This is a genomic window from Spartinivicinus ruber, from assembly GCF_011009015.1.
Taxonomy (GTDB): domain Bacteria; phylum Pseudomonadota; class Gammaproteobacteria; order Pseudomonadales; family Zooshikellaceae; genus Spartinivicinus; species Spartinivicinus ruber.
Window position 1 is genome coordinate 146,300 of record NZ_CP048878.1, and the last position, 25,839, is coordinate 172,138.

At 36.7% G+C, this 25,839-nt stretch carries 23 protein-coding genes; 18 read left to right on the forward strand and 5 right to left on the reverse strand.

Annotation, left to right across the window (positions count from 1 at the left end):
- Positions 1–46 precede the first annotated feature (46 nt).
- Together G4Y78_RS00760 and phaZ are read left to right on the forward strand one after the other, a co-directional pair.
- Positions 47–1,846 (forward strand): alpha/beta fold hydrolase, encoded by a 1,800-nt coding sequence (locus G4Y78_RS00760; protein ID WP_222937615.1) that lies wholly within the window; start codon positions 47–49, stop codon positions 1,844–1,846.
- 13 nt (positions 1,847–1,859) lie between these two features.
- Positions 1,860–3,026: a poly(3-hydroxyalkanoate) depolymerase gene (phaZ, locus tag G4Y78_RS00765; protein WP_222937616.1), complete on the forward strand. Its 1,167-nt coding sequence runs from the start codon at positions 1,860–1,862 to the stop codon at positions 3,024–3,026.
- Between the two features lie 7 nt (positions 3,027–3,033).
- Here the strand turns inward: phaZ and G4Y78_RS00770 are convergent, their stop codons facing one another.
- The gene (locus G4Y78_RS00770) at positions 3,034–3,516 is read right to left on the reverse strand and encodes a MaoC family dehydratase (protein ID WP_163830781.1); all 483 of its coding nucleotides are present in this window, start codon (positions 3,514–3,516) and stop codon (positions 3,034–3,036) included.
- A gap of 300 nt (positions 3,517–3,816) precedes the next feature.
- Here G4Y78_RS00770 and G4Y78_RS00775 point away from each other — a divergent pair, with 300 nt between their 5' ends.
- The 4 genes from G4Y78_RS00775 (at position 3,817) to G4Y78_RS00790 (ending at position 6,327) form a co-directional block, all read left to right on the forward strand.
- Positions 3,817–4,182, forward strand: coding sequence for a hypothetical protein (locus tag G4Y78_RS00775; protein ID WP_163830782.1), 366 nt, complete (start codon positions 3,817–3,819; stop codon positions 4,180–4,182).
- Positions 4,183–4,255: 73 nt separating this feature from the next.
- On the forward strand, positions 4,256–5,191 hold the full coding sequence (locus G4Y78_RS00780) for an IS1595 family transposase (RefSeq protein ID WP_163830705.1): 936 nt from the start codon (positions 4,256–4,258) through the stop codon (positions 5,189–5,191).
- 144 nt (positions 5,192–5,335) lie between these two features.
- Positions 5,336–5,869 (forward strand): hypothetical protein, encoded by a 534-nt coding sequence (locus G4Y78_RS00785; protein ID WP_163830783.1) that lies wholly within the window; start codon positions 5,336–5,338, stop codon positions 5,867–5,869.
- Positions 5,870–6,030: 161 nt separating this feature from the next.
- Positions 6,031–6,327, forward strand: a complete 297-nt coding sequence (locus tag G4Y78_RS00790) for a hypothetical protein (RefSeq protein WP_163830784.1) — start codon at positions 6,031–6,033, stop codon at positions 6,325–6,327.
- A 136-nt stretch (positions 6,328–6,463) separates the two neighbouring features.
- On the opposite strand, the gene G4Y78_RS00795 is transcribed toward G4Y78_RS00790, so the two are convergent.
- A complete protein-coding gene (locus G4Y78_RS00795) occupies positions 6,464–9,244 on the reverse strand; it encodes a M16 family metallopeptidase (protein ID WP_163830785.1) in 2,781 nt (926 codons plus the stop codon).
- Positions 9,245–9,851: 607 nt separating this feature from the next.
- On the opposite strand from G4Y78_RS00795, the gene G4Y78_RS00800 reads away from it, so the two are divergent.
- The 4 genes from G4Y78_RS00800 (at position 9,852) to G4Y78_RS00815 (ending at position 14,127) form a co-directional block, all read left to right on the forward strand.
- Complete coding sequence (locus tag G4Y78_RS00800) at positions 9,852–11,438, forward strand: methyl-accepting chemotaxis protein (protein ID WP_163830786.1); 1,587 nt, start codon at positions 9,852–9,854, stop codon at positions 11,436–11,438.
- 186 nt (positions 11,439–11,624) lie between these two features.
- Positions 11,625–12,413 carry a class I SAM-dependent methyltransferase gene (locus tag G4Y78_RS00805; protein WP_163830787.1) on the forward strand — a complete coding sequence of 263 codons (789 nt, stop codon included), beginning with the start codon at positions 11,625–11,627 and terminating at the stop codon, positions 12,411–12,413.
- Between the two features lie 191 nt (positions 12,414–12,604).
- Entirely contained in the window at positions 12,605–13,240 is a 636-nt protein-coding gene (locus G4Y78_RS00810; RefSeq protein ID WP_163830788.1) for a helix-turn-helix domain-containing protein, read from the forward strand.
- 11 nt (positions 13,241–13,251) lie between these two features.
- Positions 13,252–14,127 (forward strand): queuosine precursor transporter, encoded by an 876-nt coding sequence (locus G4Y78_RS00815; RefSeq protein WP_163830789.1) that lies wholly within the window; start codon positions 13,252–13,254, stop codon positions 14,125–14,127.
- A gap of 138 nt (positions 14,128–14,265) precedes the next feature.
- On the opposite strand, the gene G4Y78_RS00820 is transcribed toward G4Y78_RS00815, so the two are convergent.
- Together G4Y78_RS00820 and G4Y78_RS00825 are read right to left on the reverse strand one after the other, a co-directional pair.
- The gene (locus tag G4Y78_RS00820; RefSeq protein WP_163830790.1) at positions 14,266–14,817 is read right to left on the reverse strand and encodes an NADPH-dependent FMN reductase; all 552 of its coding nucleotides are present in this window, start codon (positions 14,815–14,817) and stop codon (positions 14,266–14,268) included.
- Positions 14,818–14,855: 38 nt separating this feature from the next.
- Complete coding sequence (locus G4Y78_RS00825; RefSeq protein WP_163830791.1) at positions 14,856–15,272, reverse strand: VOC family protein; 417 nt, start codon at positions 15,270–15,272, stop codon at positions 14,856–14,858.
- A gap of 116 nt (positions 15,273–15,388) precedes the next feature.
- Here G4Y78_RS00825 and soxR point away from each other — a divergent pair, with 116 nt between their 5' ends.
- The 5 genes from soxR to G4Y78_RS00850 all read left to right on the forward strand — a co-directional run bounded on the left by soxR (position 15,389) and on the right by G4Y78_RS00850 (position 20,941).
- Positions 15,389–15,829 carry a redox-sensitive transcriptional activator SoxR gene (soxR, locus tag G4Y78_RS00830; RefSeq protein ID WP_163830792.1) on the forward strand — a complete coding sequence of 147 codons (441 nt, stop codon included), beginning with the start codon at positions 15,389–15,391 and terminating at the stop codon, positions 15,827–15,829.
- A 222-nt stretch (positions 15,830–16,051) separates the two neighbouring features.
- Positions 16,052–17,392 carry a vWA domain-containing protein gene (locus tag G4Y78_RS00835; protein WP_163830793.1) on the forward strand — a complete coding sequence of 447 codons (1,341 nt, stop codon included), beginning with the start codon at positions 16,052–16,054 and terminating at the stop codon, positions 17,390–17,392.
- Between the two features lie 80 nt (positions 17,393–17,472).
- Positions 17,473–19,140, forward strand: coding sequence for a sensor histidine kinase (locus G4Y78_RS00840; protein ID WP_163830794.1), 1,668 nt, complete (start codon positions 17,473–17,475; stop codon positions 19,138–19,140).
- Positions 19,141–19,153: 13 nt separating this feature from the next.
- A complete protein-coding gene (locus G4Y78_RS00845) occupies positions 19,154–19,837 on the forward strand; it encodes a response regulator transcription factor (protein ID WP_163830795.1) in 684 nt (227 codons plus the stop codon).
- 552 nt (positions 19,838–20,389) lie between these two features.
- A complete protein-coding gene (locus G4Y78_RS00850) occupies positions 20,390–20,941 on the forward strand; it encodes an HNH endonuclease (protein ID WP_163830796.1) in 552 nt (183 codons plus the stop codon).
- A gap of 149 nt (positions 20,942–21,090) precedes the next feature.
- Here G4Y78_RS00850 and G4Y78_RS00855 read toward each other — a convergent pair whose 3' ends face one another.
- The gene (locus G4Y78_RS00855) at positions 21,091–22,362 is read right to left on the reverse strand and encodes a coiled-coil domain-containing protein (RefSeq protein WP_163830797.1); all 1,272 of its coding nucleotides are present in this window, start codon (positions 22,360–22,362) and stop codon (positions 21,091–21,093) included.
- Between the two features lie 560 nt (positions 22,363–22,922).
- On the opposite strand from G4Y78_RS00855, the gene G4Y78_RS00860 reads away from it, so the two are divergent.
- From G4Y78_RS00860 to G4Y78_RS00870, 3 genes are all read left to right on the forward strand, one after another.
- On the forward strand, positions 22,923–23,513 hold the full coding sequence (locus tag G4Y78_RS00860; protein WP_163830798.1) for a hypothetical protein: 591 nt from the start codon (positions 22,923–22,925) through the stop codon (positions 23,511–23,513).
- Between the two features lie 252 nt (positions 23,514–23,765).
- Positions 23,766–24,557 carry a hypothetical protein gene (locus tag G4Y78_RS00865; protein ID WP_163830799.1) on the forward strand — a complete coding sequence of 264 codons (792 nt, stop codon included), beginning with the start codon at positions 23,766–23,768 and terminating at the stop codon, positions 24,555–24,557.
- Positions 24,558–24,643: 86 nt separating this feature from the next.
- Positions 24,644–25,822 (forward strand): PAS domain-containing protein, encoded by a 1,179-nt coding sequence (locus G4Y78_RS00870; protein WP_163830800.1) that lies wholly within the window; start codon positions 24,644–24,646, stop codon positions 25,820–25,822.
- Positions 25,823–25,839 lie beyond the last annotated feature (17 nt).

Below are 25,839 nucleotides of genomic sequence, written 5' to 3' on the forward strand. Positions count from 1 at the left end.
ACCAAGGTTGGTGTGTATTTACAGAATATAAAGGAATTTTGCGTCAATGAGTGAAGCCATCATAAAAGATATTAATGAGCGAATTGCCAAGCTCAGTGAATCTATAAAGAAACTGGATAACAGTGATCAGGCTGTTGCAGAACAACTACGGCATATCTTATCGCAGGGCCTAGACGTTACTAATCGAGAAAAAGGGGAAAAGTCGGAGGCTGAAACGTCAACTGTAGCAAATCCTGCAATGGGTTTTAATCGTAAAGATTTATGGTCTACAGCAGGTAGTATCGTTAAGCATGCGGTAGTCAATCCTGGTGCTAGTTTGAAGCAGGCTGTTGGGTTCAGCAAAGATATTTCACAAGTCGTTTTAGGTAAATTTGAGGAGCCAAATACCAAGGGAGATCGTCGTTTTAAAGACCCTACCTGGAAAGAAAATCCTCTGTATCGGCGTTATTTACAGGCATATTATGTGTGGCGTCAACGCTTGCATGATTGGGTTGATGAAACTGATATGACTCAGGAAGATAGTCGAAGAGCGAAGTTCATTATCTCTTTGCTGACAGATGCTTTATCACCTTCCAATACTTTACTTAATCCGGAAGTGATTAAGCGAGTTTTTGAAACCGGTGGCACCAGCCTGGAAAAAGGTTTAGTTCACTTGTTGGAAGATATTAAAGCCAATGGGGGGATGCCTTCACAAGTTAAACAAGGTGTCTTTAAAGTAGGAGACAACTTGGGTCTATCTGAAGGATCAGTGGTTTTTCGCAATGAGATATTAGAGCTTATCCAGTATAAGCCAGCTACAGAAAAAGTTTTAAAAATACCTGTCTTAATTATTCCACCACAAATCAACAAGTTTTTTGTATTTGACCTGACGCCGGATAAAAGCTTTGTGCAGTTTTGTGCTAAATCAGGCTTGCAAACGTTTATCATTAGCTGGCGGAATCCAACGCAAGAGCATCGCCATTGGGGACTGGAGCAATATATTCTAGCTGCTAATGATGCAATGAATGCAGTCAAAGAAATAACTGAAAGTGACAAAGTTAATCTAGTTGGTGCTTGTTCTGGTGGTATTACTTCAGCTACTTTGGCAGGTTATTTAGCTGCCAAAGATGATTGTTCGGTTAATACCATTACCCAGTTAGTCAGTGTATTAGATACCAATATCGACTCAGATATTGCTTTATTTGCTACGGATAAAGCGCTGGAATTAGCGAGAAAAGCTTCAGAGAAGCAGGGCATTTTAGAAGGTAAAGATATGGCCAAAGCGTTCGCTTGGTTAAGGCCAAATGATCTAATTTGGAATTATTGGGTTAATAACTATTTACTGGGTAAAGAACCACCAGCATTTGATGTACTTTATTGGAATAACGACACTACGCGTTTACCTGCAAAACTGCATAGTGATTTTATTGATCTATACAAACAAAATCCACTGACCTTGCCTGGTGTGTTAAAAATTGATGGACAGGTAATTAATTTAAAGAAAGTAACATGTGATAGTTATGCTGTAGCAGGCATTAATGACCATATCACGCTTTGGGAAGCATGTTATCGTTCAAGTCAGTTAATGGAGGGGAAACGAGAGTTTATTTTAAGTAATAGTGGGCATATTCAAAGTATTTTGAACCCTCCGTCTAATCTCAAGGCAAATTTTTATACTAATAATGAATTATCAGCTGACCCTCAGCTGTGGAAGAAAGGGGCGACCTTTAATAAAGGTAGTTGGTGGTCTCATTGGCAAAAATGGTTATGCAGCCGCTCAGGTGAACAAAAGCCAGTAGCTAAAGAGTTGGGTAGTAAACAGCATCCACCTATGGAAGCTGCGCCTGGGCTTTATGTCCACGACTAAGTAGGGGTAATCGTTGGAAACTACATTCTCAACCAATATCCGCGAGCCCATGCGAGTTCGCTTTAAAACCCTGGATATTGATGGGCAAATTCTGAGGGTGGCGATACGTCCAGGTAGCTCAGATATTTTACCATTGTTGGTGTTTAATGGGATTGGCGCTAATTTAGAGCTAATTAAACCCTTTGCAGATGAATTGGAAGGGGTTGAGGTAATCGCATTTGATGCGCCAGGCACTGGTGGTTCTTCCACACCCAAGTTGCCTTATCGGTTTCCAGGTTTGGTCAGGTTAGTCAGCAAAATGCTGGATGAAATGAATTACGGGCAAGTTAATATATTAGGAGTATCCTGGGGGGGAGCCCTTGCCCAGCAGTTTGCTTACGACCACCCATATCGTTGTAACCGGTTAGTGTTAGCCGCTACGTCGATGGGGAGTGTAGCTATACCAGCGAAATTATCAGTATTACTTAAAATGGCGAGTCCCCGTCGCTATGTGCAGCCTAGTTATATGGAGAAAATTGCTGCTAGTATTTATGGCGGGGCATTTCGTCGTAATTCACGTTTAATCAAAAATCACTCTCTAAAGATTCGCTCGCCAAGTGGTATCGGTTATTACTATCAAATACTTGCTGGAGCAGGCTGGACGAGTTTTCACTGGCTACATCAAATTAAACAGCCAACTTTAATTCTGGCAGGAGATGATGACCCAATTATTCCATTAGCTAATGCTAAGTTGATGGCTCGTTTAATTCCAAACTCAGAGTTAAGAGTAATAAGGTGTGGCCATTTATTTTTATTAACCAGAACCAAGGAAATTGCACCAATTGTTCTGGACTTTTTAAAAGACAACCAGAATCGACTGACTAACCCTGAACGTAATAAAACAGTTGTTGAGGTTGAATCAACAGCTGAAACGCTGGAAGAAGAGATTGAAGTAACTAAGCCTAAAGCTAAAAAAGTCAGGCAACTCAAAACTAGAAAAGTAACTAAGAGCAAAAGTACTGAGAGCACTGGTATTAATACTGAAAGAGTCAGTAGTCAAAACAATGAATCTAAAAATAGCGATGATACAGACAATAAAATAACTAATGTTGATAGCAAAAATTCTGAAAAAGTACATATAAAATTAAAAACCGAGTCAGGAGGTGCAACGAGTGAAAGCAAGCCTCCTGAAGTCAAATAGGAAAATATTATTGGTAGATTAACCTGAATACCACTTCGGCAACACATGCTGGTTTATCTTGTCCTTCAACTTCAACCGTGATTTTTTGTTTTAATTGAATGGTTTTCGGGTCTTTCAATTCTGCAGAAATCAACTGTCGGCTGGCTCTTACTTTTGAGTCGACTAGCACTGGAGCAGTAAAGCGAACTTTATCCAGGCCGTAATTAACCATTAAGGCCAGATTGTTAAAAGCTTCTGGTATTTTGCTTTTAACGGTTTGTGATAGGTGAGTAACGAGGGATAAGGTAAGAAAGCCATGAGCAATGGTTTTTTTAAATGGAGAATGTTTTGCTGACTTTTCAGGATCTACATGAATAAATTGATGGTCTAAAGTAGCATCAGCAAATTTATTGATACGTTCCTGGTCGATTGTTAACCAGTCTCCTACGCCATCTTCTAACCCTTCATTGGAATTAAATATTTCAAGTGCGAGTTCGGCATTGCTAGCCATATAAGTAAGTCCTTAGTTTGGAATAATACCCATGTTAATGTAAAAACTGTTGGCTATACTGCTGTTAACTGTCTTTGCTTTGTTTTACTTTATTGCTTTAACTTTTAGAGTGTTTAGTACTACAGGTTATTTCGTGAGAAATATATCTTACATATCTAGCAACTAAAAGTCATTTGTAATATATAACATGGCAGTTTTTGTATGGTAATTTTAAGATTTTGTATATAGGACTTTTCTAAAAAATGTATTTTTAAAATTTTTAGAAAAGCCCTAAAATTAGGTGGGTATGGAGGCCTAGCTGTGTTAACAACCAGGATAGAACAATACCAAAAGGCCATTAATAAGAGTTATGAGTATTTAACTAAGCGACTTTCTCCTGAGATGATTCATGCAGGAGAAGTGGATTTGTCATCAATTTATAAATACCCTACGTTACTTCAATTAGCTGGTAAGTTACCGCAATGTGAACATTTTATTGAGGCAATTAAGCAATACTACTTTAAGGAAGATGGCGACTTTCTTACTTATCCTGAATTGAAATCGGTTAATACCATTTTAGATAGCTATCAACCCTATATGAACGGTTGGTTGGCAATTGCTGCCCATAAACTGGAACGGTTTGATATCAGTATTCATGCTTATGAATTCCTCCATAATTTTTCCTAATTATCACTATACCTAAGCCATTAACTGCTGTATATTTGAACAGCATGGAAACTTAATTGAGAAGGTATAAATAATGGCTATCAACAAAGTTCAATTTCAAAAAGGCCTGAGTTTAAACGAGTTTCTCAAACAATATGGTACAGAAGAACAATGCTTTAATACCTTATACAAATTGCGATGGCCAGAAGGTTTTCAGTGCCCCAATTGTGGATACGACAAATGCTGTCAACTCACTACTAGAAAGCTTCAGCAGTGCTATAAATGTCACCAGCAAACATCTGTAACTGCAGGTACTATCTTTGAATCAACCAAATTACCATTAAAGACTTGGTTCCAAGGGATGTATTTGATCTCCCAAGACAAAAAAGGTATATCAGCCATAGAATTACATCGCCATTTAGGTATTTCCTATCAAGCTGCCTGGAGAATGAAACATAAGCTCATGAAAGTGATGCAAGAAAGAGAAGGCACCAAGCAATTGTCGGGTTTTATTGAAATTGATGATGCCTATCTTGGTGGTGAGCGTACAGGTTGCAAAAGAGGTAGGGGAGCAGATGGGAAAATACCTTTTGTAGCAGCCGTAGAAACAACAAAACAAGGTCAACCGACACGAATTAAACTGAGCATTTTAAAAGGGTTTAATAAAGAAGAGATAACGGCTTGGAGTAGGCAGAATTTGGCCAAGGGCAGTACCGTAATCTCCGATGGACTGGCCTGTTTTAATGGTGTCATAGAAGCAGGTTGTCTTCATGATAAAATTGTATGCGGTGGTGGTCGTGCATCAGTAGAGGAACCTGAATTTTATTGGGTTAACACCATCCTTGGAAACTTAAAAAGTGCTTTACGTAGTACTTATCATGCTATTCGCGCTAAATATGCACAACGTTATCTTGCTGAATTTCAGTATCGATTTAATCGAAGATTTAGCTTAGTAGAATTTATTCCTAGGCTAGCATTTGTAGCACTGAGAACACCTCCACTACCAGGTAAGCTACTAAATATAGCTTAGGTATGATGATAATTAGGTAATTTTTTACACCCTAAGCTTGGGGGGTATAGTAATGGGTTTAAAAAATCCAAGGAAGGTCAACAAATAGACTTGTTTACCACCGCTCACTTAGGCCGTGTTAGTTTGTGCATTGGCGGCGTTGATATGGCAATTAAAGCAGCTGAGTGTATTGTTCATGGTCTGAAAGCGCAGCCATATTCTGATCGTTTGCTATTAAAAATGGATGCTAATGGTCATTTAATTCATACTTTTAGTGAACAAGAGTCAATTTTTTATTGTATAAATAAAACAGAAAAAAGACAGTTATACTTTCTTTTAGGTTATCCTGCTGCTTTTTTACTTGATATTTATCAAGCAACAGCAGAAGAACAGTATATGGATTTTGCGCTTGATTTATTAGGCTTTGCGTGTGGTTGCCATGGTATTCAAGAAAGCTTGTTTAGTCATAAGGTGGCTTGGGCAGCAGCAAAAGCTACTCGTTTAACAGGGGATTTAGTGTATTCTGAATTTGCCTTATCCATTTTGGACTATATTGTTGAAAATCAAAGCCCAACAGGTTGTTGGCATAAACATGAAGCAGACTATTTTATGCTTGATCAAACTACTGAAATGGCTATTTGGATAAATTCAGTTATTACTGAATTAGCTTTATTTGATACCTTTGCTTCAACAACATAATGTGTCTAAAAACTATACGATTAGTGTTTTAAGTAAAACTCAATTATACCATCAAATGAGGATTTTTAACTATTTTATAATGGCTTAGCAGCTAAAGTTAGCCATGGCTGAGTCTTTGCTTGTATAAAACAAAGTCAGTAGTAGTATTAAGGAGTTGCTGAGTGAACGAGAGTGATGTGGGGCTTTGCCCAGAGAAGTGTTGCAGTAACGAAACTGTTAAAGTACTGCAATACATTGAACAGTATAAATCCTTACTTAAAGAGAATTTCATAGTAAATTCTTCAAACATTCAATTAGACTTTTTTAGCTGGGCCTGTTTGGTTGTAAGATCGGCTGTTCGTTTACTGGCATTTTATAATCTCCCAGAGAAACACTTTGAAGAGGTGTTATTGCTAAGTCTTAAGTCTGTCAAACTATCAACATCAAAGCAGACTGCTAACGTGGAGATGGTTTTTTAATGCAAGACAGGTTACATAGATCTTTGAGGCTTTATAAAATAAAGTCAGCTGGTCCAGATGAGAAAACTTACCTAAAGTGTAGGCTTCACCCAGAAGTTTAGAATAATTACTGGGTGAAGCTGAAGCTACAGGAGATTTATAGCGGGTTACCGTTTTTATCCAGTTTGGTTACTTTACCTAGCTTAAGTTGGGTAATGGATGGCTCAATTTTTTTCAAATCACCAACAATAACCCACGTTAACTTATTGGGTTCAAGTAATTCTTTAGACACTTGTTGCACATCTTTCAAAGAAATATTACTTACCCGTTGATCAAAGTTGTATAAATCATCCAGTGGCCGATCTACTTCTAACAAACCACTAATAGCAGATAATAAAGCTCCATTCGTTTCGTAGGCACCTGCTTTACTTCGTAACCAGTTATCTTTAACTTTTTTCAGCTCATCTGCTGAAGCTGGTTTATTGGAAACATACTGTTTTACTTCCTTTTGTAGCTCTTGTAATGCAGGTGAAGTTTTATCGGTTTGGACAGAGGCATACATAATAAATGGCCGTTGCCCAACAGCGCTATTGAGCTTGCTGTAAGCACCATAAGACCAGTGCTTATCTTCCCGCAAGTTCATATTAAGCCGGGCACTGAACTGCCCACCCAAAATAGTATTAGCAATTTTCATAGTTAAGGAGCGATCATCTTTAGAAGATGGCAATAGCTGACCAGCAATTATGGTCGATTGAATTGCTCCTGGTTTGTCTACTAAATAAATTTGGGTATCTTGGCCTTTGGTTGCATCGGCTAGATTCTTAACCGGCATAGGTGTTTTAGGTGCTTGCCATTTACCCAGTTGCTTTTCCAGTAATGGTTTCAGCTCTTCCATGTGAATATCGCCTACAACGATCAGCTGGGCATTATCGGGACGAACCCATTGTTTATGAAACTTGGTTAAATCACCTATATTTAATCGAGTGATTGACTCTTCAGTACCTGATCCAGTCCAAGGAGTGCTGTAAGCATGTTTAACGCCATACAACAGTTGTGGTAATACCCGTAAAGCTGTGCTGAAGGGCCTGGCTTTTTCCTGGGCAATACTGTCCAGCCAATTAGAGCGTAATCGGTCGAAGTCTGCAGCTCTAAAAGCGGGGTTTTGAATGACATCGGCTGCTAAGGCAACACTTTTTTCAATATTATCTTTCAGTGCGCTTAACGATACCGATGAGCTATCAACTGATGAGCCAACGCTAATGTCTGCGCCTAACTTGCTTAATTCTTTATCCAGGGCAATGCTGTCTTTGCTTTTGGTGCCTTCTTTCATCATGGCCAGGGTAAAATTGGCAGTACCTGGACTATGTTGTGCATCTGCTGCATAGCCAGCATCAAATAACCAGTCCATTTCTACTGTTGAAGTACCAGGCCGACTTGCTAATAGTACTTTTAGGCCGTTACTTAGAGTGGTTTGGCTAACTTCAGGTAGTTTGAATGGCTTAACCTCACCAGCACCTGGTACAGCACTCCGATCTACGGTTGATTTGGTTTTGGTTAATTTTGTTGTTGGTTCAACTTCTACAACAACTTTGCCTTTGGTCAGCCATTTTTTCATCACTTTACGAATATCGGCTGGAGAAGTTTTTTTCTGATATTCGTAAGACTTTAAATAAAAAGCGGGATCATTAGCGTAAAATTCACCAGCAGCCAGAATATCTGACTTGCCACCAAAACCACCTACTCGTTCTAATTGGCGAATAAAGCCAGCAGCTTGCTGAGTTTTAACCAACGCTAACTCATCTAAAGTAGGCCCACTACTTTGTAAACGTGATAACTCTTCTTTGATAGCACGTTCTAATTTAGCCAATGAAATACCTGGCTTGGCATCGGCCATAATAAATAGCTGTCCAGCTAGCTGTCTGCTGTGATTAAACACACTAACGGAGGAAGCCAGTTTATCATCATGGACTAGGCGCTTATAAAGCCGTGATTGTTTACCTGAACTAAGCAGGTTGGCTACTAAAGACATTTGCTCAGCTTCTTTGGTTCCTGATGCTGGAGTATTCCAAACCATAATCAGGCGTGATTGTGGCACCCGGTCAGTCATGCTGAAGCGTTTGTTTTCTGTTAATGGGGCTACCCAACTATAGGCTTTGGTTACTGATGGCCCTGGAGGGATATCACCAAAATACTGTAACGCTTTGGATTTAGCTGTTGCAGCATCAATATCTCCAGAAAGCACTAATATGGCATTATTAGGGCCGTAGTATTGTTTGAACCAGTTCTTTACATCTTCAAGGCTAGCTGCATTTAAGTCTTCCATTGAGCCGATGGTTTCCCATGAGTAGGGGTGTCCAGAAGGAAAGCTGGCTTTGGTAATTAACTCCCATACTTTGCCATAAGGCTGGTTTTCACCTTGGCGTTTTTCATTTTGGACAACCCCTCGTTGCTCATCCAATTTGGCTTTGGTAATGCTGCCAAGGAAGTGCCCCATACGGTCAGACTCCATCCATAAAGCCATATCCAACGCGTTGGTTGGTACTGTTTCAAAATAATTAGTACGGTCACTATTTGTGGTGCCATTTTGGTCTGTTGCGCCGGCTTTTTCGAATGGCTCAAAGAATTCGCCTTTATAGTTTTCAGAGCCTTGAAACATCAAGTGCTCGAATAAATGAGCGAAGCCTGTTTTACCTGGTACTTCATCCTTTGAGCCAACTTTGTACCAGACATTTACTGCAATAACAGGGGCTTTACGATCTTCGTGGACAATAACAGTTAGTCCATTAGGTAATGTAAACTTTTCATACTGAATGCTAGGTAAGCTAATGGTTTGGCTATAGCCTTTGGCAGGAGTACTTGCCGTTGTTGTTATGGCATAGCCACCGCTAAGTAGTGCACAAACTGATAAAGCTAACAACGAGCGGCGTAGTGGTACCATATTTAACCTCTGTTTCATCCTATAGTGGGCTATGAGTTTTTAGCTACATTGTTTTGTTATTTCTACAAACTGGCAAAAAACTACGTTGCTTAACCAACCATTGTCAAATGAACAAGTAGCAATGTTCCAACTTTAACAAGAATGCTTGTTTTTTGAACATTTGTACTGTTGGTTGATAACTGTGATGTTATTGACAGTAGGAAGAGGGGTTTTACTCCAAACCTGTTATGTAAATTTTTGCTCTCACAAGTGCGAGGCCACCGATAGATGAAGTCCAGGGCAAATCTACTGGACGCTTAGATAAACTAAATGACTGGGATGACAGTTAAATGCTCCATGCATTAACTGAATTTCCACCATCCTTGGTGGCCAGAGTGATGCTAACAAAGCCTAAAAATTATTCGCGAAGAGTATACTTTGTGTATTGTGTGCTTTTATCAGTGCTGCCTCGCTAAAATATTACGATCAGCTATTCTTGAAGCAATGCTTGCAAGCTCGAATTGTAGTGTAAGGCTGTAAAAAAATGTTGCACTTAAAACATAAAATATTATTAATAGCAATAGTTCCTGTTATAGTAATAACTGTGCTTATTAGTGTTATTAGCTATATGACAACAGATAAATTTATTGAGTATGAGCTTGGCAGTTTCAGAAACACATTAATTGAAGAAAAAAAAGCTGAGTTAAAAGGATATTTAGATATGGCAAATACAGCTATTAGCCATGTCTATGAAAGTAATAGCGACACTGCAAAACAAGAAGCATTCAAAATACTTAGGCAAATACGTTATGGAAAAGAAGGATATTTATTTGCCTACCAATATGATGGCTTAGCAGTCGTGCATGGTGCTAAGCCTCAGCAGCTTGAAGGAAAAAATTTAATTGGATTAAAAGACCCTAATGGTGTACTGCTGATAAAACTGTTAATTGAAGCAGCTAAAAAAGGTGGGGGTTATGTTGAATATGTATGGGAAAAGCCAGGTTCCAAAACACCAGAACCAAAACTTAGTTATGCACTACCTCTGGAAAAGTGGCAGATTTTTATAGGCACAGGATTTTATATCGATGGAATAGATAAAACAATTAGTGTACTAAGAGCTAAAGCAGAAGAAGCAAAACAGCAGACATTAATGACAATTTTGGGGGTAGGTACCGTTGCAGTTATTATTTTAGGCTTTTGTTCCATTTTGGTAACCAACTCAATTACTAGTCCAATTAAAGGTACAGTTGAGTTAATGTGTGATATTTCGGAAGGAGAAGGTGACCTTACTAAGCGACTTGAAATTAGTGGTCAGTCGGAAATGGGCAAATTGGCAGAAGCTTTTAATACCTTTGTCGCTAAGTTACACGGTATTATTCAAAAAGTAGCAGATGCATCATCACATATTAATGACGCAAGTTCAGAAATTAACAATGTCGTACAGACGAGCAGTAAGCAAATGCATGCCCAAGCATCTGAAACAGAACAGGTTGCAACAGCTATTAATGAAATGTCGCTAACTGCACAAGAGATAGCAGCTAGTGCAACTCAGGCAGCTGATGAAGCTACTAATGCACAAACAAGTGCATTAAAAGGTAATGATATTGTGATAAACACAATCAACTCTATTGCTTCACTTGCAGAACAGTTGCAAGAAGCAGAAAAAGTAATGGATGCATTAGGCAACGAAACAGAAAACATAGGTTCAGTATTAGGCGTGATTGGTAGTATTGCTGAACAAACTAATTTATTAGCGTTAAATGCCGCTATAGAAGCGGCCCGTGCAGGAGAACAGGGAAGAGGTTTTGCTGTAGTTGCGGATGAAGTTAGAACACTAGCAAGTCGAACTCAAAGTAGTACCCAGGAAATACATGAGATGATTACTCGGTTACAGCAGCAATCTGCGACAGCTGTAAAAGTGATGACAGTGAGTCGTGAGTTGAGTGATAGTACCTCACACCAAGCAGAAGAAGCGGGTGAATCACTAACCGCAATTAAGGACTCGATTGGTGTGATTACTGAAATGAATCATCAAATAGCAACTGCTTCAGAGGAGCAAACTTCGGTTATTGAAGAAATTAATAAAAACATTACCAGAATTGCTGATGCAGTGAGTGAAATGTCACACGGTATGGAAGCCACTAGCCAGAATTCAAATCGTCTGCATTCAATGGGGCAAGAGCTGAATAGTTTAGTGCAACAGTTTCGAATTTAAATATATACTCTTCACGAATGATTTCTATGTTTAGTTATCTCAACTCGATTTTTATTTATATATTATTAATCCACAAAGTAAAGTAAAACAACTGCCTTATTGTATTTAAAAGACTATAGTTGCTGATATAATCAAATCTCAATACATCACATGTAAATAAATGCCAATGAGGGTAATGAGCGGATTATGACAGTTGATTTTTCAAGGGTAGCCAAGGAGTATCATCGATTAGGTATTAACCAGCAATCGGCAGGTGTGAAGCTAATAAACCAACTTGTTTTACACGGTGGTGAAAGTATAATCGATATTGGTTGTGGTGATGGACGCCTATCATCCGTTATGGCTAGCCTAACAACAGGGGATATTGTGGGAATAGATATATCCCCTGGTATGATTAATACCGCTAAACAATACTTGCCAAGAGGTTGCTTTCTGGAAGGTGATATCGAAACAATAGCACTGGAATCATTCAGTAGATTCGATATTGTCTTCATTAACTCTGTAATGCATTGGTTTAAAAAGCCAGCCGTAACATTAAAGCGAATACAACAATTAATGACTAAAAATAGTTGTTTGGCAATTCAAACACCACTTAAGAATTGGTGTTTTGAACTACAGCAGGTGATTGACCAAACAATATCAAATGAGCAGCTAAAAGAAATCTATAGCAGTTACCATTGTCCTTGGTTTCATTTAACCACAATTGATGAATATACTAAGTTTTTTCAAAGTTTAGGTTATGGTGTTGATTATGCAGAGGAAGACAGCCTTGTGACTGAACTAGCTTCACCATTAAAACTGTGGGATTTGTTTGAGTCAGGACCTGCCCAAGCTTATTTTAACAGAGCTAATTTTTCACAAGCAATAACAGCCAATTTACCCGTAATATTTAAGGATATTTTTTGTGCAGCAGCAGAAGATATGGCTGTTACTAAGGCTGAGTATAGGAGAGCTTTTTTTAAATTAAAAATGTAAATACTAACAAACACAATACTCCTATTTTTTTGATATTCGAGAAAAAAGCCAACATCTCTGATAACTGATGAAATGCCTTGCTTAGAACATGAAATAACCAATTTAATATAAGTTGCTTAAACTGCTATTTGACAACTAGAACTTTAGTATTAGAATGCTGGTACTTTATAACTTGGCAGATAGCAGCTTGCATGGGGTCAAACGAATTTCCTGATAGGCTAAGTGAAGCCATGCGTGCTAGAGGATTAACGTATGCTGAGCTTGCAAAACAAGCAGATATTAGCTTGTTTAAATTAACTCAACTCTCTAATTCCGGCTTTAAGAAGTATGCTAAACAAATTAAAAAAATAGCAAAAGCGTTAAACGTAAGTGATATTTGGTTAATGACTGGTGTTGGAGCGGCAGAGCTAAAATCGGGTGAAGTTGGCTCATCTCAAAATCAACAGCAAGGTTTGGTTATTCAGTTACCCATATACGACTGGGATGTTGTTGTCGCTGCTGACAGTAGAACAAGTAATGGCAGCTTACGTTATTTGGTGCAAAACCACCAAATAGATATGGAGGACTACTTGGTTATAAGGGTTACCAAGGAGTTTATCAGTTTTTTACCAAAAGGGGCGTTGTTAATACTGCGTTATTTGTATGATGACCAATACCCGGAAAACAGTATCATCATTAATAAGGGTGTGCATGGGATAACATTAAGTAAAGCTGCAGTTATCCAAGGAAGAAAAAAGCTTACACCTATTTTTTTTCAGCCTCACTCACAAATTGGAAGTAGTCGTAACCCATTTACGGCAGTTGTTTTATCTGTTATGTATCAATAGGAGTATGCTCAATGCAATTACAAGGCTGTTTTTTTATTCTAAGAGAAATCAGTGAACATGGAAAGGTTACTTTTCAAAGTAAAAATGGGGTTAGCTATACTGAAGCGGCTGTAAAACTAGTCGAAAAAAACATAATAGAACACTTTTCAGATACAGATGCTAGACATATAGCACAAGTAGCTAAGCGGTTTGATGACCGAATTTTTATTAATGATAGTAATGGCCAAGTGGTTGTGACTATACACAGTTATTGGAATTGGTTGCCATTACTAGTTGCGCTGTTTATTGGCTTTTTGTTGGTGGCTATTCCCATATCACCAAAAAAGATCGAAATTTTAGGCTTTACTCAGCCCGGCGGTATTTTGATTTTTCCTCTCACTTTTATGGTGATTGATCTTATCTCAGAATTGTTTGGTTATCGAACAGTAAGAAAAGTCATCTGGTCGGCAGCCACAACATTATTGATAGTTGCCATAGGCTTATATGCATCGTTACAGCTTACTAATTTAGCATCACAAGACATTGTGATGCATTATTCAACTGTATTTAATAAGTTGCCATATTTATTTTGCATTAATGCAATATGTCTGGTTGCTGCTGACTTTACCAATGCTGTTTGTTTTTCTCGGTTAAAGGGTTTAATGCGTGGTAAAAAACTCTGGTTTAGGTCTATTACATCAACAGGCTTGGGGCAAATAGTTTATACCATAGTGTGGATAGCATTATTTTATATTGAAAAACTAGCCAGCATAGAAACCTGGGCCTATATGACAGAAAACTTTACCTTTAAGCTAGGCTACGCAGTATTGATGATTCCAGTCACTTATTTATTACTTTGGTTGATTCGCAGGCAAAGCAGTAAAGCGCAGGCATTGAGTACAGTTTAAATCCTTGGGGGCAGGTCTTGTTTTGCCCTAAATATCTTACTGTATCAATGGCTCCCTGAAGATGTTGTATTGCTTTAGAACAGGGTACTGTTTAGGGGGCCATCAGCAGATATGGCAATACATGACCTGAACTCAATGTTACTTATAAACAACTGGAACAACCGAATTGGTCAATTGAGCTACAGCATGCTTTATTTTTGTTTCAAATTTTGGATTGATAAGTCGATTATTTTCTGTATCAAAATTATTAAAGAAGTTTGGAATAGAAACACTGTCTTTAATATCAGCTCCCATGAAGGGAGCTGATTCCACGGCGGCTCTTAGAACACTTTGGGCACCACTGGGGCCAGGTGAGGTCGCAAGAAAAATAGTTGGTTTATTACCGAATATGGATTTGTTAATTCGGGAGGTCCAATCGTACAGATTTTTGAAAGCAGCTGTAAAAGTACCGTTGTGTTCAGCAAAAGAAACAATAATAGCATCTGCTTCAGCAAGCTTATTGAAAAATGCTTTAGCTTCTTTGGGTTGCCCCAATTGTGCTTCTCTCTCGTCACTGAAGATGGGCATTTCGTAATCATTAATATTCAGTGTTTCAACTTTGGCATTGTCGATCAGATTAGCTGTATACAACGCTAGTCGTTGATTAATAGAACTTTTATTATTACTTGCTGCAAATGCTAAAATTTTCATATGCTCTCCTTTTTGGTAACTTCAAAGGGAAGGGTATATTAACGTGTAAGGTTTCTTTGCTCAGGAATATCACTTAAATACTCAACAAACTCTACTTCGTAGCCTGCTGGATCAAGAAAGTACACATTCTTGCGGTATGGCTCTTCTACACCTTCTTTGTGGATTTCAAAACCGGCACTTTTGAGACGAGAAATTGTGGTTTCAATACTGTTGGTGACATAGGCAAAGTGGGCGAACCCAACTTGATGGCCTTCTAAATTCCTATTTTCCCCTTTGCCATGATCACTAAATGCGATGTAGTGATAATCATCACCAAAGTGTATCCAGTTTCGAGGCTTGCCATTCCAATGACCGCTACCTTCTGTACGGATTTTCCAGTGGGGAAAAGCTGCTTGATAAAAAGCCAGTACTTTAGGGATATTTGATACCACTAGGTTTACATGCTCAAGATACATACGGTTTTCTCCTTGTTTTGTTGGCTAGTGCTCTTGTTCCGTTGCAGGATAAAACCTCAAGTTAACTTGAGGTAAAGTGTTTTTTTCACTATTATTTAAAAAACTCTGGAGGTCCTATGCAACAAGCGACTTGGAGCGTTGGTAAAGTTGCCAAACGATGCGGGCTTAAAGTAAGCACCTTACACTTCTATGAAGAAAAGGGGCTTATCCGTAGCTGGCGTAATGCTGGTAATCAGAGGCGTTACAAGCCTGATGTGCTACGGAGAATATCGGTGATAAAAGCAGCCCAAAAAATGGGAATTAGTTTAGCGTCTATCAAAAAAGCTTTTGCTGCATTGCCGGATAACCGTACCCCCACAATGGAAGACTGGCAGTTACTATCAACCAGCTGGCGGGATGATATCAATGCGCGCATTGCATATCTTGAGCGACTGCGGGATTCGTTGACAGGCTGCATTGGCTGCGGATGTTTATCAATGAAAAACTGTCCAATTTACAATGAAGATGACAAATTGGCTGCAGAAGGTACCGGACCTGTAATATTGGATAGGAAATAAAAAATTATATTGCAACTGGTTTCTAGTTTCACATAGCTGATGCAGGTTTTGGATCACCTTGATATTTGCTGTACATTGATTTTGCTACTCTCCTTGAAAGCACCAAAAAGACTTACAACAGCTTTTACAAACATTTTACATATCACTTACTTTTGTCTGACCACAGCATGGGGTTTAGCCATTACAGTGGAAGATAACAGCTAATCAATCAGGAGAGTAGCCATGAAAGTAAGTAATTTCAAACAACTCGCCGCAGGTGTGGTAAGCAGCTTAATGCTGGTTGCAACTATTGCCAGCGCGAGAGTAGAGCCCATTAATCTGGCAGTAGATTTAGCCACCCCAGTATTAGAAGCAGATAAAGCACAAAAAGCTTTTGTGAAAATTTCATTAACAGGTATTAAACCAGATCAAGCCACAGTTAAACGAACCCCTACCAATATAGCTATTGTCCTAGATAAATCAGGTTCTATGCAGGGCAATAAAATTCGTCATGCCAGAGATGCAGCGATTATGGCAATTAATCAGTTAGGGGCGGAGGACATCGTTTCTGTAGTGACTTATGACACTACTGTGAGTGTAGTAGTTCCTGCTACTAAAGTGGTTAATAAGACAAATATTGCCAATATGATAAGACAGATTCAGGCAAATGGATCAACAGCTCTTTTTGCGGGAGTTAGTAAAGGTGCTGATGAAATTCGTAAATATATCAGTGCTAACCGAGTAAATCGGGTTATTTTATTATCTGATGGCTTAGCTAATGTGGGGCCTCAGTTACCGTCTGAGCTTGGTCAGTTAGGCGCTTCACTAGCTAAAGAGGGCATTAGTGTTACCACTATTGGTTTAGGACTGGGTTATAATGAAGATTTAATGACCCAACTAGCTGGATATAGTGATGGTAACCATGCTTTTGTAGAAAATGCTCAGGATCTGGCAAAAATATTTCATAGTGAATTTGGTGATGTTTTATCTGTGATTGCTCAGGGGGTGAATATTGAAATTCATTGTGCCAGTGGAGTTCGGCCGATTCGAATTCTTGGCCGTGAGGGAGAAGTGATTGGCAATAAAGTAAGAACCCGACTTAATCAGTTGTATAGCACTCAAGAAAAATACTTGATTCTAGAAGTGGAAGTGCCACCAGGTAAAGCTGGCCAGCAAAAAGACATAGCTTCAGTACAAGTAAACTATAACAACATGTTTAACAAAAAACAGGAGGCTCTGTCAGGGTTAGCTGTAGCAAGTTTTTCTCAATCTAAGCAACAGGTTGTGGAAGCAATTAATAAAGATGTCTATGAAGATTCTGTTGAACAGGTAGCAAATGAGGAGACTAAGAAAGCGATCAGGCTAAGAGATGAAGGTAATATTCCTGCAGCAAAAGCTGCGTTAAAACAGAGTGCTGATTATCTTGCTGAAGAGTCAAAAATAGTGAAATCTGAAAAATTGAAAAAACAACAGGAAGAAGTATTGGGTGATGCAGCTGCACTTGAATCTGAGGCTGATTGGAATAAAAATCGGAAACTGCTGAAAGAGAAACAATACAAACGGGCTAAGCAACAGAGTTATTAGCCTAATCAAGCTTCCTCTCCCAAAGGGAGGGAGAGGAAGCTTAATTTGAGGTAGTTTTGCATTATTCTCTGAGGAGTGAAATGAGAAAACTGACGGCACAACAGAAAATTAAATATGTGTTGGTGTTACTTATTACCCTACCTATTTGTATTCTTTCCTGGTTAAGCTATGAGTTACAAAAAAATGAGCAGATCGTTCAGGCTCATCAAGCGCAAAGCTTAATAGACTCACAACTGAAAAGAGTGGAACGAGAGTTACAAGCCTACTTTGAACAACTTGAAATACAATTAAGATCGGATCAGCAAACCTTGGCTAATTTACAGCAGTCGAAATTAACCGATCAAGTAAGGGACTATTTGCAAGCCTCACCTTTAGTGCAGAATATTTTTATTTTAGCGAATTCAGGAAGCTTACTATTTCCTTCCAATAATCAAATATCAATTAAGGAGGAGAATTTTATTAGCCAAACCAAACCCATATGGAGTAATCCAGAGCTATTTCAGCACTTGGCCAGCCAAGACGAAGCACAGCAGTTGCAGGTATCTACTGACAGTACGGCACGATTAGAAGTAGAAGCTTTTGCCAGTCCTGCTAGTCAGAAGAAAGCAGTAGCGAGTTTTGCACCTAATATTTTATCTAGTGGTTGGATTAGTTGGTATTCAGGGAACCACCACCGATTATTATTCTGGGTAAAAGACTCGCTAAATCGGGTGATTGGTTTTGATTTAAACCGAATGCGAATGTTATCAGACTTAATTAATCGTTTACCAGATGCATCTCAATATAGTAAAAGCCTGCATCAATCTGCAATTCGGTTGCTTAATGATAAATCAAATATCCTGTATCAGTGGGGTAGCTATGTTATTAAAGAAAATGAACAAGCGTTAGGAACCCGTTATTTGTCGCCACCGTTAGCGAATTGGAAGGTTGCATATTTTGGTGATAATTCAAAAATGGTTAATCTAAATTGGGTTGGTACTTTAACTGGTTTGTTGGCTTTTATGATTGCGCTAATTGGTTTAGGTGTTTACTTTTACCGTGAACAACAACGAGAAATGATTCAAGCACAGCAACGAGTAAGCTTTGTTAATCAAGTTTCTCATGAGCTAAAAACACCACTGACTAATATACGAATGTATGCAGAGTTATTAACTGATCAGTTATATGAGGAAGATCAGCAACAAAGTAAATACTTAAAGGTAATTACGGGAGAGAGCTTGCGCCTTTCAAGGTTAATTGAAAATGTACTTAATTTTTCTCGGGCTCAGCGTAATGCAATTAAAATAAATAAACTGCCAGGTATTATTGATGAATGTGTTAAAAACACGATAGTCGCTTTTGAAGCTACTCTTCATAATAAAGGTATGCAGTTTGAGGTTAGTTATTCTGCTGAACAGCCTGTTTATTTTGATAAAGGAGTAATTGAGCAAATACTGAATAATTTGTTCAGTAATGCTGAAAAATATGCACATGATGGGAAAAATATTAGTGTAACTACTCAATTGCTGAATGAACATTGTAAAATAACAGTTCAAGACTATGGGCCTGGAATTCCTACGTATGCCCGTAATAGAATTTTTGAACCATTCTACAGAGTAAGTTCAAAACTAACCGATGGTATTAGTGGTACTGGTATTGGGTTGAATATTGCCAGGCAATTAGCAAGGCTACATGGAGGAGACTTAACCCTTTCAGGTATGGAAGTGGGTACTTGCCTTGTCTTGAGTATTAATGTCTCGTCTGAATGATGGGTATATATCAATGAAAGTGTTAATAGCTGAAGATGATACTTTTATCCGAGAAGGATTAAACGACTTGCTCAGCAATGAGGGATACTACTGTATTCTTGCAGAAAACGGTCTACAAGCATGGCTGCTGTTTCAGGCTGAGCATCCTGATTTAGTTCTATTGGATATAATGATGCCAGAGAAAGACGGTTACACTTTGTGTCGTGAAATTCGACAAATTAATCAAGATATCCCAGTTATTTTTATTACTGCCAAATCGGAAGAAATTGATCAGGTACTTGGCTTGGAGTTAGGAGCTGATGATTATATTATGAAACCATTTGGCACCCGAGAGGTTGTCGCAAGAATTCGTGCCGTGACTCGTCGTTATTTACGGTTACAGTCCAAAGTAACAAAAGTCAGTACATTTACAATTTCTGGTTTAGTTATTTACCCTGATGAGCTGAGGGCTCAAAGGGGAGAGCAAATAATTGATCTGAGCTTACGAGATATCAAGATTCTCAGCTTATTATATGTAGAGCGAGGTAAAGTAGTTGATCGAGATGCTTTGTTTAATCACTGTTGGGGGCGTGGCTATATTGCATCAAGTCGTACTTTAGACCAGCATATATCAAAACTACGGAAGGCAATAGAAGTGGACCCTAAGAATCCTGCAATAATTAAAACAGTGCATGGGGTTGGATACCGAGTTGAATAAAGGTGCCCTAAAGGCTTGACATTATTATTTATAGCATTAAGATACCTAAATTTTAAACAAACACGTAGAAAACGTTTACAATCAGAGAACGTCCTTAAGACATTATTTATAAAGAGTATATTCGGTAACAAGAGATGCAACAACTACCGTCAAATCAGTCATATTTATCCAGGGTACACTGCCTAACAATAGGTACGGGCAAGGGTAGCTATGACCTGAACCAGGAACCAATCCAGTAATTGCGTCTCTAACTTTAGGAGGCGCATGAGCCTTCTAAGGTAGTTTTTGAAAGATAAACTTTTAAAAGAACCCGGAAGGCATACAAGCTCCGGGTTTTTTTATGCCTAATAGAAAGTAAGAGTATGCCTTTCAAGAAGGCAGTGTGCCTTGTGCCCATAATATGCCCTTCGTTTTAATTATATCTTAAAGGGTTAATCTGAAAGTGTATTTATATAAGCACCCTAATAAAGGAATAAAATGAAACTAGTAACCCTCTACAAATCCATTCAGTTCTACTGGTGAAAATAATAGAGATATCAGTGAGTAGTGATAATGAAAATCTTACGTTTAAATAAATCAGGCTTACCAATTTCCTGGCTTTCAAAAAATGAAGCTGCAATACTGTATGTTAAACAACAGGTACTGTGGTCATTAGGGGAAAAGAGTTACAATTTGAGGGGCGGCTTCAATCAAAACGGGTCTCGATCAGAATTGGATTTAGCACCGATAATTGCTTGTGACGGCAATTATAAAAAGAAAAATTTTACGCCAGCACTAAGTAACTCTCTTTTATTTAGACGTGATGAGTTTCATTGTATGTATTGTGGAGAAATATTTACAGATAAAGAGTTAACTCGTGATCATATTATTCCAAGAGTGCAAGGTGGTGCTGACATTTGGACGAATGTAGTCGCTGCATGCCAACGTTGTAATGGTTATAAAGGCGGTTGTACACCAGAACAAGCCGGTATGCAATTGTTAGCAATTCCATTCAAGCCCAATGTTTTTGAATTTATGTATCTTGCTAACCGTAATATTTTAGGTGATCAAATGGAATACTTAAGCGCTAGATTTACAGGGCAAAGAAGTTGGGTCGCTGCATAGTATACCATTCACGAAGACTTTTAGGGGGTGTTATCACTTATAGGCTTATAGTGTTAACAAACCCTAGCTTACTTTAAAATCTTGAAAAATCATTAAGGCTCAAAGAACATAAAGCAAACTGCTTCGTCAAAACCCTAAGAATCTCGTGATTAACTTACTTTCTTTATATCTGTTCCCTGGTTTTGGTGCTGTTTCAACAGTTTAATATACATTTCTTCAAGCTCTTCATAGGAATGGTTTAGCATTTTTAGCTTACTAATAGCGGATTCGTAAGCTTGTTTGTAGTCTGATGACTTAAGTGAGAGGATAATTTTATTTTTTTCTTTTAGTTGTTGTTCAAGAGTAAGTTTTTCATTCTCTAAGTTATTTATCTTCTTAGTGAGTTTAGTTATATCTTCAAAGAACTCTTGCAGCATTTTTTTCTCTTCAATATCATCTGAGTCAATAGCTGAAGTATCTTTTTTCTTAAGTCGGTCATTTTTTGCATTTATTTCTGAAATGGCTAGCTCATAATCTTTAATTTCTTTTTCAAGAGATAATATCTTTTCATTTGAGGCTTTGATTAAATTAGTGAAATTTTGCAGTATTTCATCATTTAGTTTGCTGTCATCTATTTTGGGCACTCCTTTATTACTTAATTCGTCAATTATAGTTTCATAAGATTCTTTTAGCTCTTCGAGCTTTTTGATTTTATCTTGGTAAGACTTAATCTCTTTAGTATGTTTTTTTTCTAGATTTATGATGTATATATCATTTATTTTTTCTACATCAATTTTTTCATTAGTAGATAGAAGTTTGTTAAAGAGTATTTTATATCTCTCGTGCAAAAAATGGTGGAAATTATTTTGTTCTAATTTTCTTTTTAATGCAGAAACTTCAAGTTTAATAAGCTCTTTCCTTAATGTTAAAAAATTAGGTAACGTCAAACCTACAATAGAAGCATTACTTAAAGTTGACTTGCCATGATAGGATTGTTGTTCATTTAGTAATTGCAACTGGTTATTTAAATAAGTAATGTAATCTACTTGCTTCTTTTCTACTAATTTGCTGATTTCTCTATGTGTTCTTTCAATAAAAGAGTTATATTCTGTTTTTATTGAATATATTTTTTCATTGTTTATGGCGTGTTGAAAAAGTTCTATCTCTGAGTTGAATAAAATTCGCCTAAGATATAAAATGTGCCTTTTTGATATTTTTAATTTCAAAAATTCCTTAGTACTTAAATCTCCGTTAAGGCTAATTTCATCTGAAATTTCATCTAAATTTAGCTTTAAGTATTTTTCTATAATATTATATTTGTTTGACAAATAATCTTTTCCTTTTTTGTTAATTTTATTTAGTTGCTTTAAGGCAATAAAAGCAATGACACTAATAACTAGAGAGTAGTTAACTAATAAAATTAAGAAAAGTTTGTCTTGCATATAAGATGATACCAAACCGAATCTGTTTTATGTATACTATTATACAATTTTATGGCAGATTGGATGCTTATTGCTAATATTGAATAAGCTATTGTTTTATATATTCTTTTGGTTGTGTTATTACCTAACTACTATAATTATAGTTCATTTATCAGAAATGTTATCCACTGTAATTTTAAAAATTGAACCTAAGTCAATATCAGTTTGTCTTATGCTTTGGGCATATGATTTTCGTGTTTTATATTGTAACTTATAAATAATATATCGGAGGTTGATATTATTTAGTTTAAGTAGAATACTTAATTCTGAGAAAGTTTGTATATTGAGACCATTTGATAATTCAGTATGGCAGAGGTCTGGTGAATGTGGGATACAAATTATTAGACATAATACTGTCTTATTTAAACCTCTATGTAAGCAATATGGTAAATTAGGTAAAATATATAAACTATCTATGGACTATCCAAAAATTAACAGGTATGGTTATTTCTAAGCTAGTTTGGGGAAAAACAGTAGGTTAATGGCATATTATAAATAAAAAATTTAAATGGAGTCTATTTATGATAAAAGATGCGGTAGTGACGTATATAGATCTTTCTTCAATTATAAAAAAATACCAACATGCTGCCGTACTAAAAGCAATAAAAAATATATTTCAGCATGATGTATCTAAAGAGTTAAATGTATATTGTTATAAACTAAAAGAAGCATTTGTCAGAGTAAGGCCATTTGATAGTGGTTATAGTCAGGACGATATTAAGCTATTGATACTGCATGAATTACTTGCTTTAGAGCATATTCAGGGACTCCTCTTTAGTTTTGGTGATATGTTGCATAGTAGTACTGCTTATGGTGAATTCAAGGTTACCAATAATACAATGTCTGGTTCTGCTATTGAGAGTAGTGTGAAACTAATAGCAAAACAAAAGTTCAACTCAAGAATATTAATAGGTACAGATATAGTAAATTTGCTTAAATCAGAAACATCAGATTTTGAAATTAAAAAAATAGCTAAGCATGTTAAATCAATGTTAATACGAAGTGAATCCGGTTTATACTGCTTGGATCAGTTTAAAATATTTGAATCAAAAGTTGGTATTGAGTTTAGTCAAAATCAAGAGTCAACTGAATCAGTGCAAGAAGCTGTATAAATATAAAAAATTATGATAAATAATATGTTACTTGGCTGATTTTAAAAAATCCAACAGTTTTCAGATCATATATTTTTCTTAATTCCTTCATTATAGGCGCTGTTAGGATAGCGCTTGTATCTTTATTATTCTATATGACTAAATTTTAAAAATCAGATCTTTTCTAAGTTGGCAGGATATTAGTGATTAGCTAACCTTGTTAAGAGTCAAGGGAGGACCTCAACATGATGGGAAAAAAAGTTATCTCAATGGGTGAAAGACTTAAATCTTTCATTTAAGTTATCTATATACTCAATAATATTATTTATTCCAACGGTAATGTTATTGAAATTTTTTCTTGACTCTGAAAATTACCACATTAATTTTGTTGAAAAGCAGATGGTTGGTAAGGAATATTTAATTAATACTTATCCTTTGCAAATGAGTCTGGCGAAGCATCGTGATTTAACAAATGCTTATCTTAATGGTAATAAAAATCTAGCATCACAGATACAATCTGAGCGAAATAATATCGAAAATAATCTAGAAAATTTAAAACAACTTGATGTTAAACATAGCTCAGTATTGATTATAAACCATAAGCTATCATCGATTAAAAATGAATGGGAAAACCTAAAACTGACTTCCTTTAATATAGAGGCTACTCAATCTTTCAATACACACAATCAGTTAATTAAACAAATTCATGATCTTATATTGCATGATAGTACTCAGTCTAAGTTAATTTTAGATGCTTCTGTTGCCAATAACTACTTATTTAATGTTGAAGTAAATGTTCTTCCTGTTTTAATTAATGAGTTAGGCCAGCTTAGGGGGAGCGCAACAGAGATAATAAATAAACAAGAGATAACATTTGACCAAAGAGTTGAATTAAAACTACATATTAGGAATGTTAAGAGTTATATCAGTAATCTTAAAAAGATGTTAGTTATAGCTTACAGTAATACCAATGACATTGAACTTAAACAAAATCTTGTAAACTATGAAAAGGAATTGGATTCTGCAATAAATATTTTTTACAAGAAATTAATGATAATATACTAAATGCAACGGCTACTCGAGTTGAGAGTAGTATATCTGGAAGTATTCTTTTTTCTAAAGGCTCTCTAGTAATAGAGCTGTCAAATAAATTGTTTCAAAAAATAGACTCCAATACCTCCAGACTGCTGTCATTAAAATTAGAGGCAATCAAAGCTGAAAGAACAGAACATTTATTAATTATTTTGGCATTGGTAAGCATAGGATTATTATTTACTTGGTGGTTTAATCAAGTTATTAATCGAGGGCTTCGCACTATATTAGAAATATTTGATGATATTAATTCAGGTAATTATAAATCGAGAGACGTAACATCTTTACAGTCTAAAGATGAAGTAGGTACGGTCATAACCAGATTAGTCGATTTACAAGCAAAACTCAAAGAAAATATAGATAGTTTACAAAAGCAAATGAAAGAAAGCTCCCGAGTTAAACAAGCACTGGATGTGGCAACTACTAATGTCATGATTGCTGATAATAATTTTGATATTATTTACATGAATGAGTCAGCGGTTGAAATGATGCAAGCAGCAGAAGCTGATATAAAGCAGGAAATTAACAATTTTGATTCAAATAATTTACTAGGAGGATCAATTGACCGGTTTCATAAAAATCCTGCACATCAACGTAAAGTTTTGAATGAGCTAACTAGCACTTATAAAAGTAAAATTTCTGTAGGTAGGCGTACTTTTAATATAATTTCCACTCCAATTCTAGATAAAAATGGTGAGCGACTAGGTTCGGTAGTTGAGTGGGACGATCAAACTGAGAAATTGGCGAAAGATAAAGAAACACAACATCTTGCAGCCGAAAATAGTAGAGTGAAACAAGCATTGGACAGTGTTACATCAAGTGTTATGATTGCAAATAATGATTTAGAAATAGTTTATTTAAATAATTCATTAGATATAATGTTGCGAAATGCTGAAGATGATATAAAGAAAGGCTTGAATAATTTTGATATCAATAAATTAGTAGGAACTTGTATTGATGTATTTCATAAAAATCCATCTCATCAGCGAAATATCCTGAAAGATTTGAATAGTGCCTTTGAAAGCCAGTTAACTCTTGGTGATAGAACAATGCGTATTATTGTGAATCCAGTATTTAGTGATTCTGGTGAGCGTTTAGGTTCCGTTGTTGAATGGGCAGATAGAACTCAGGAATTGGCTATTGAACAAGAGATTGATAGTGTTGTCACAGCAGCGGTGAATGGTGATTTAACCAAGCGTATTGAAGAAAAAATAAAGAGGGTTTTTTTAGTAATTTAAGTTTGGGGATTAATAAA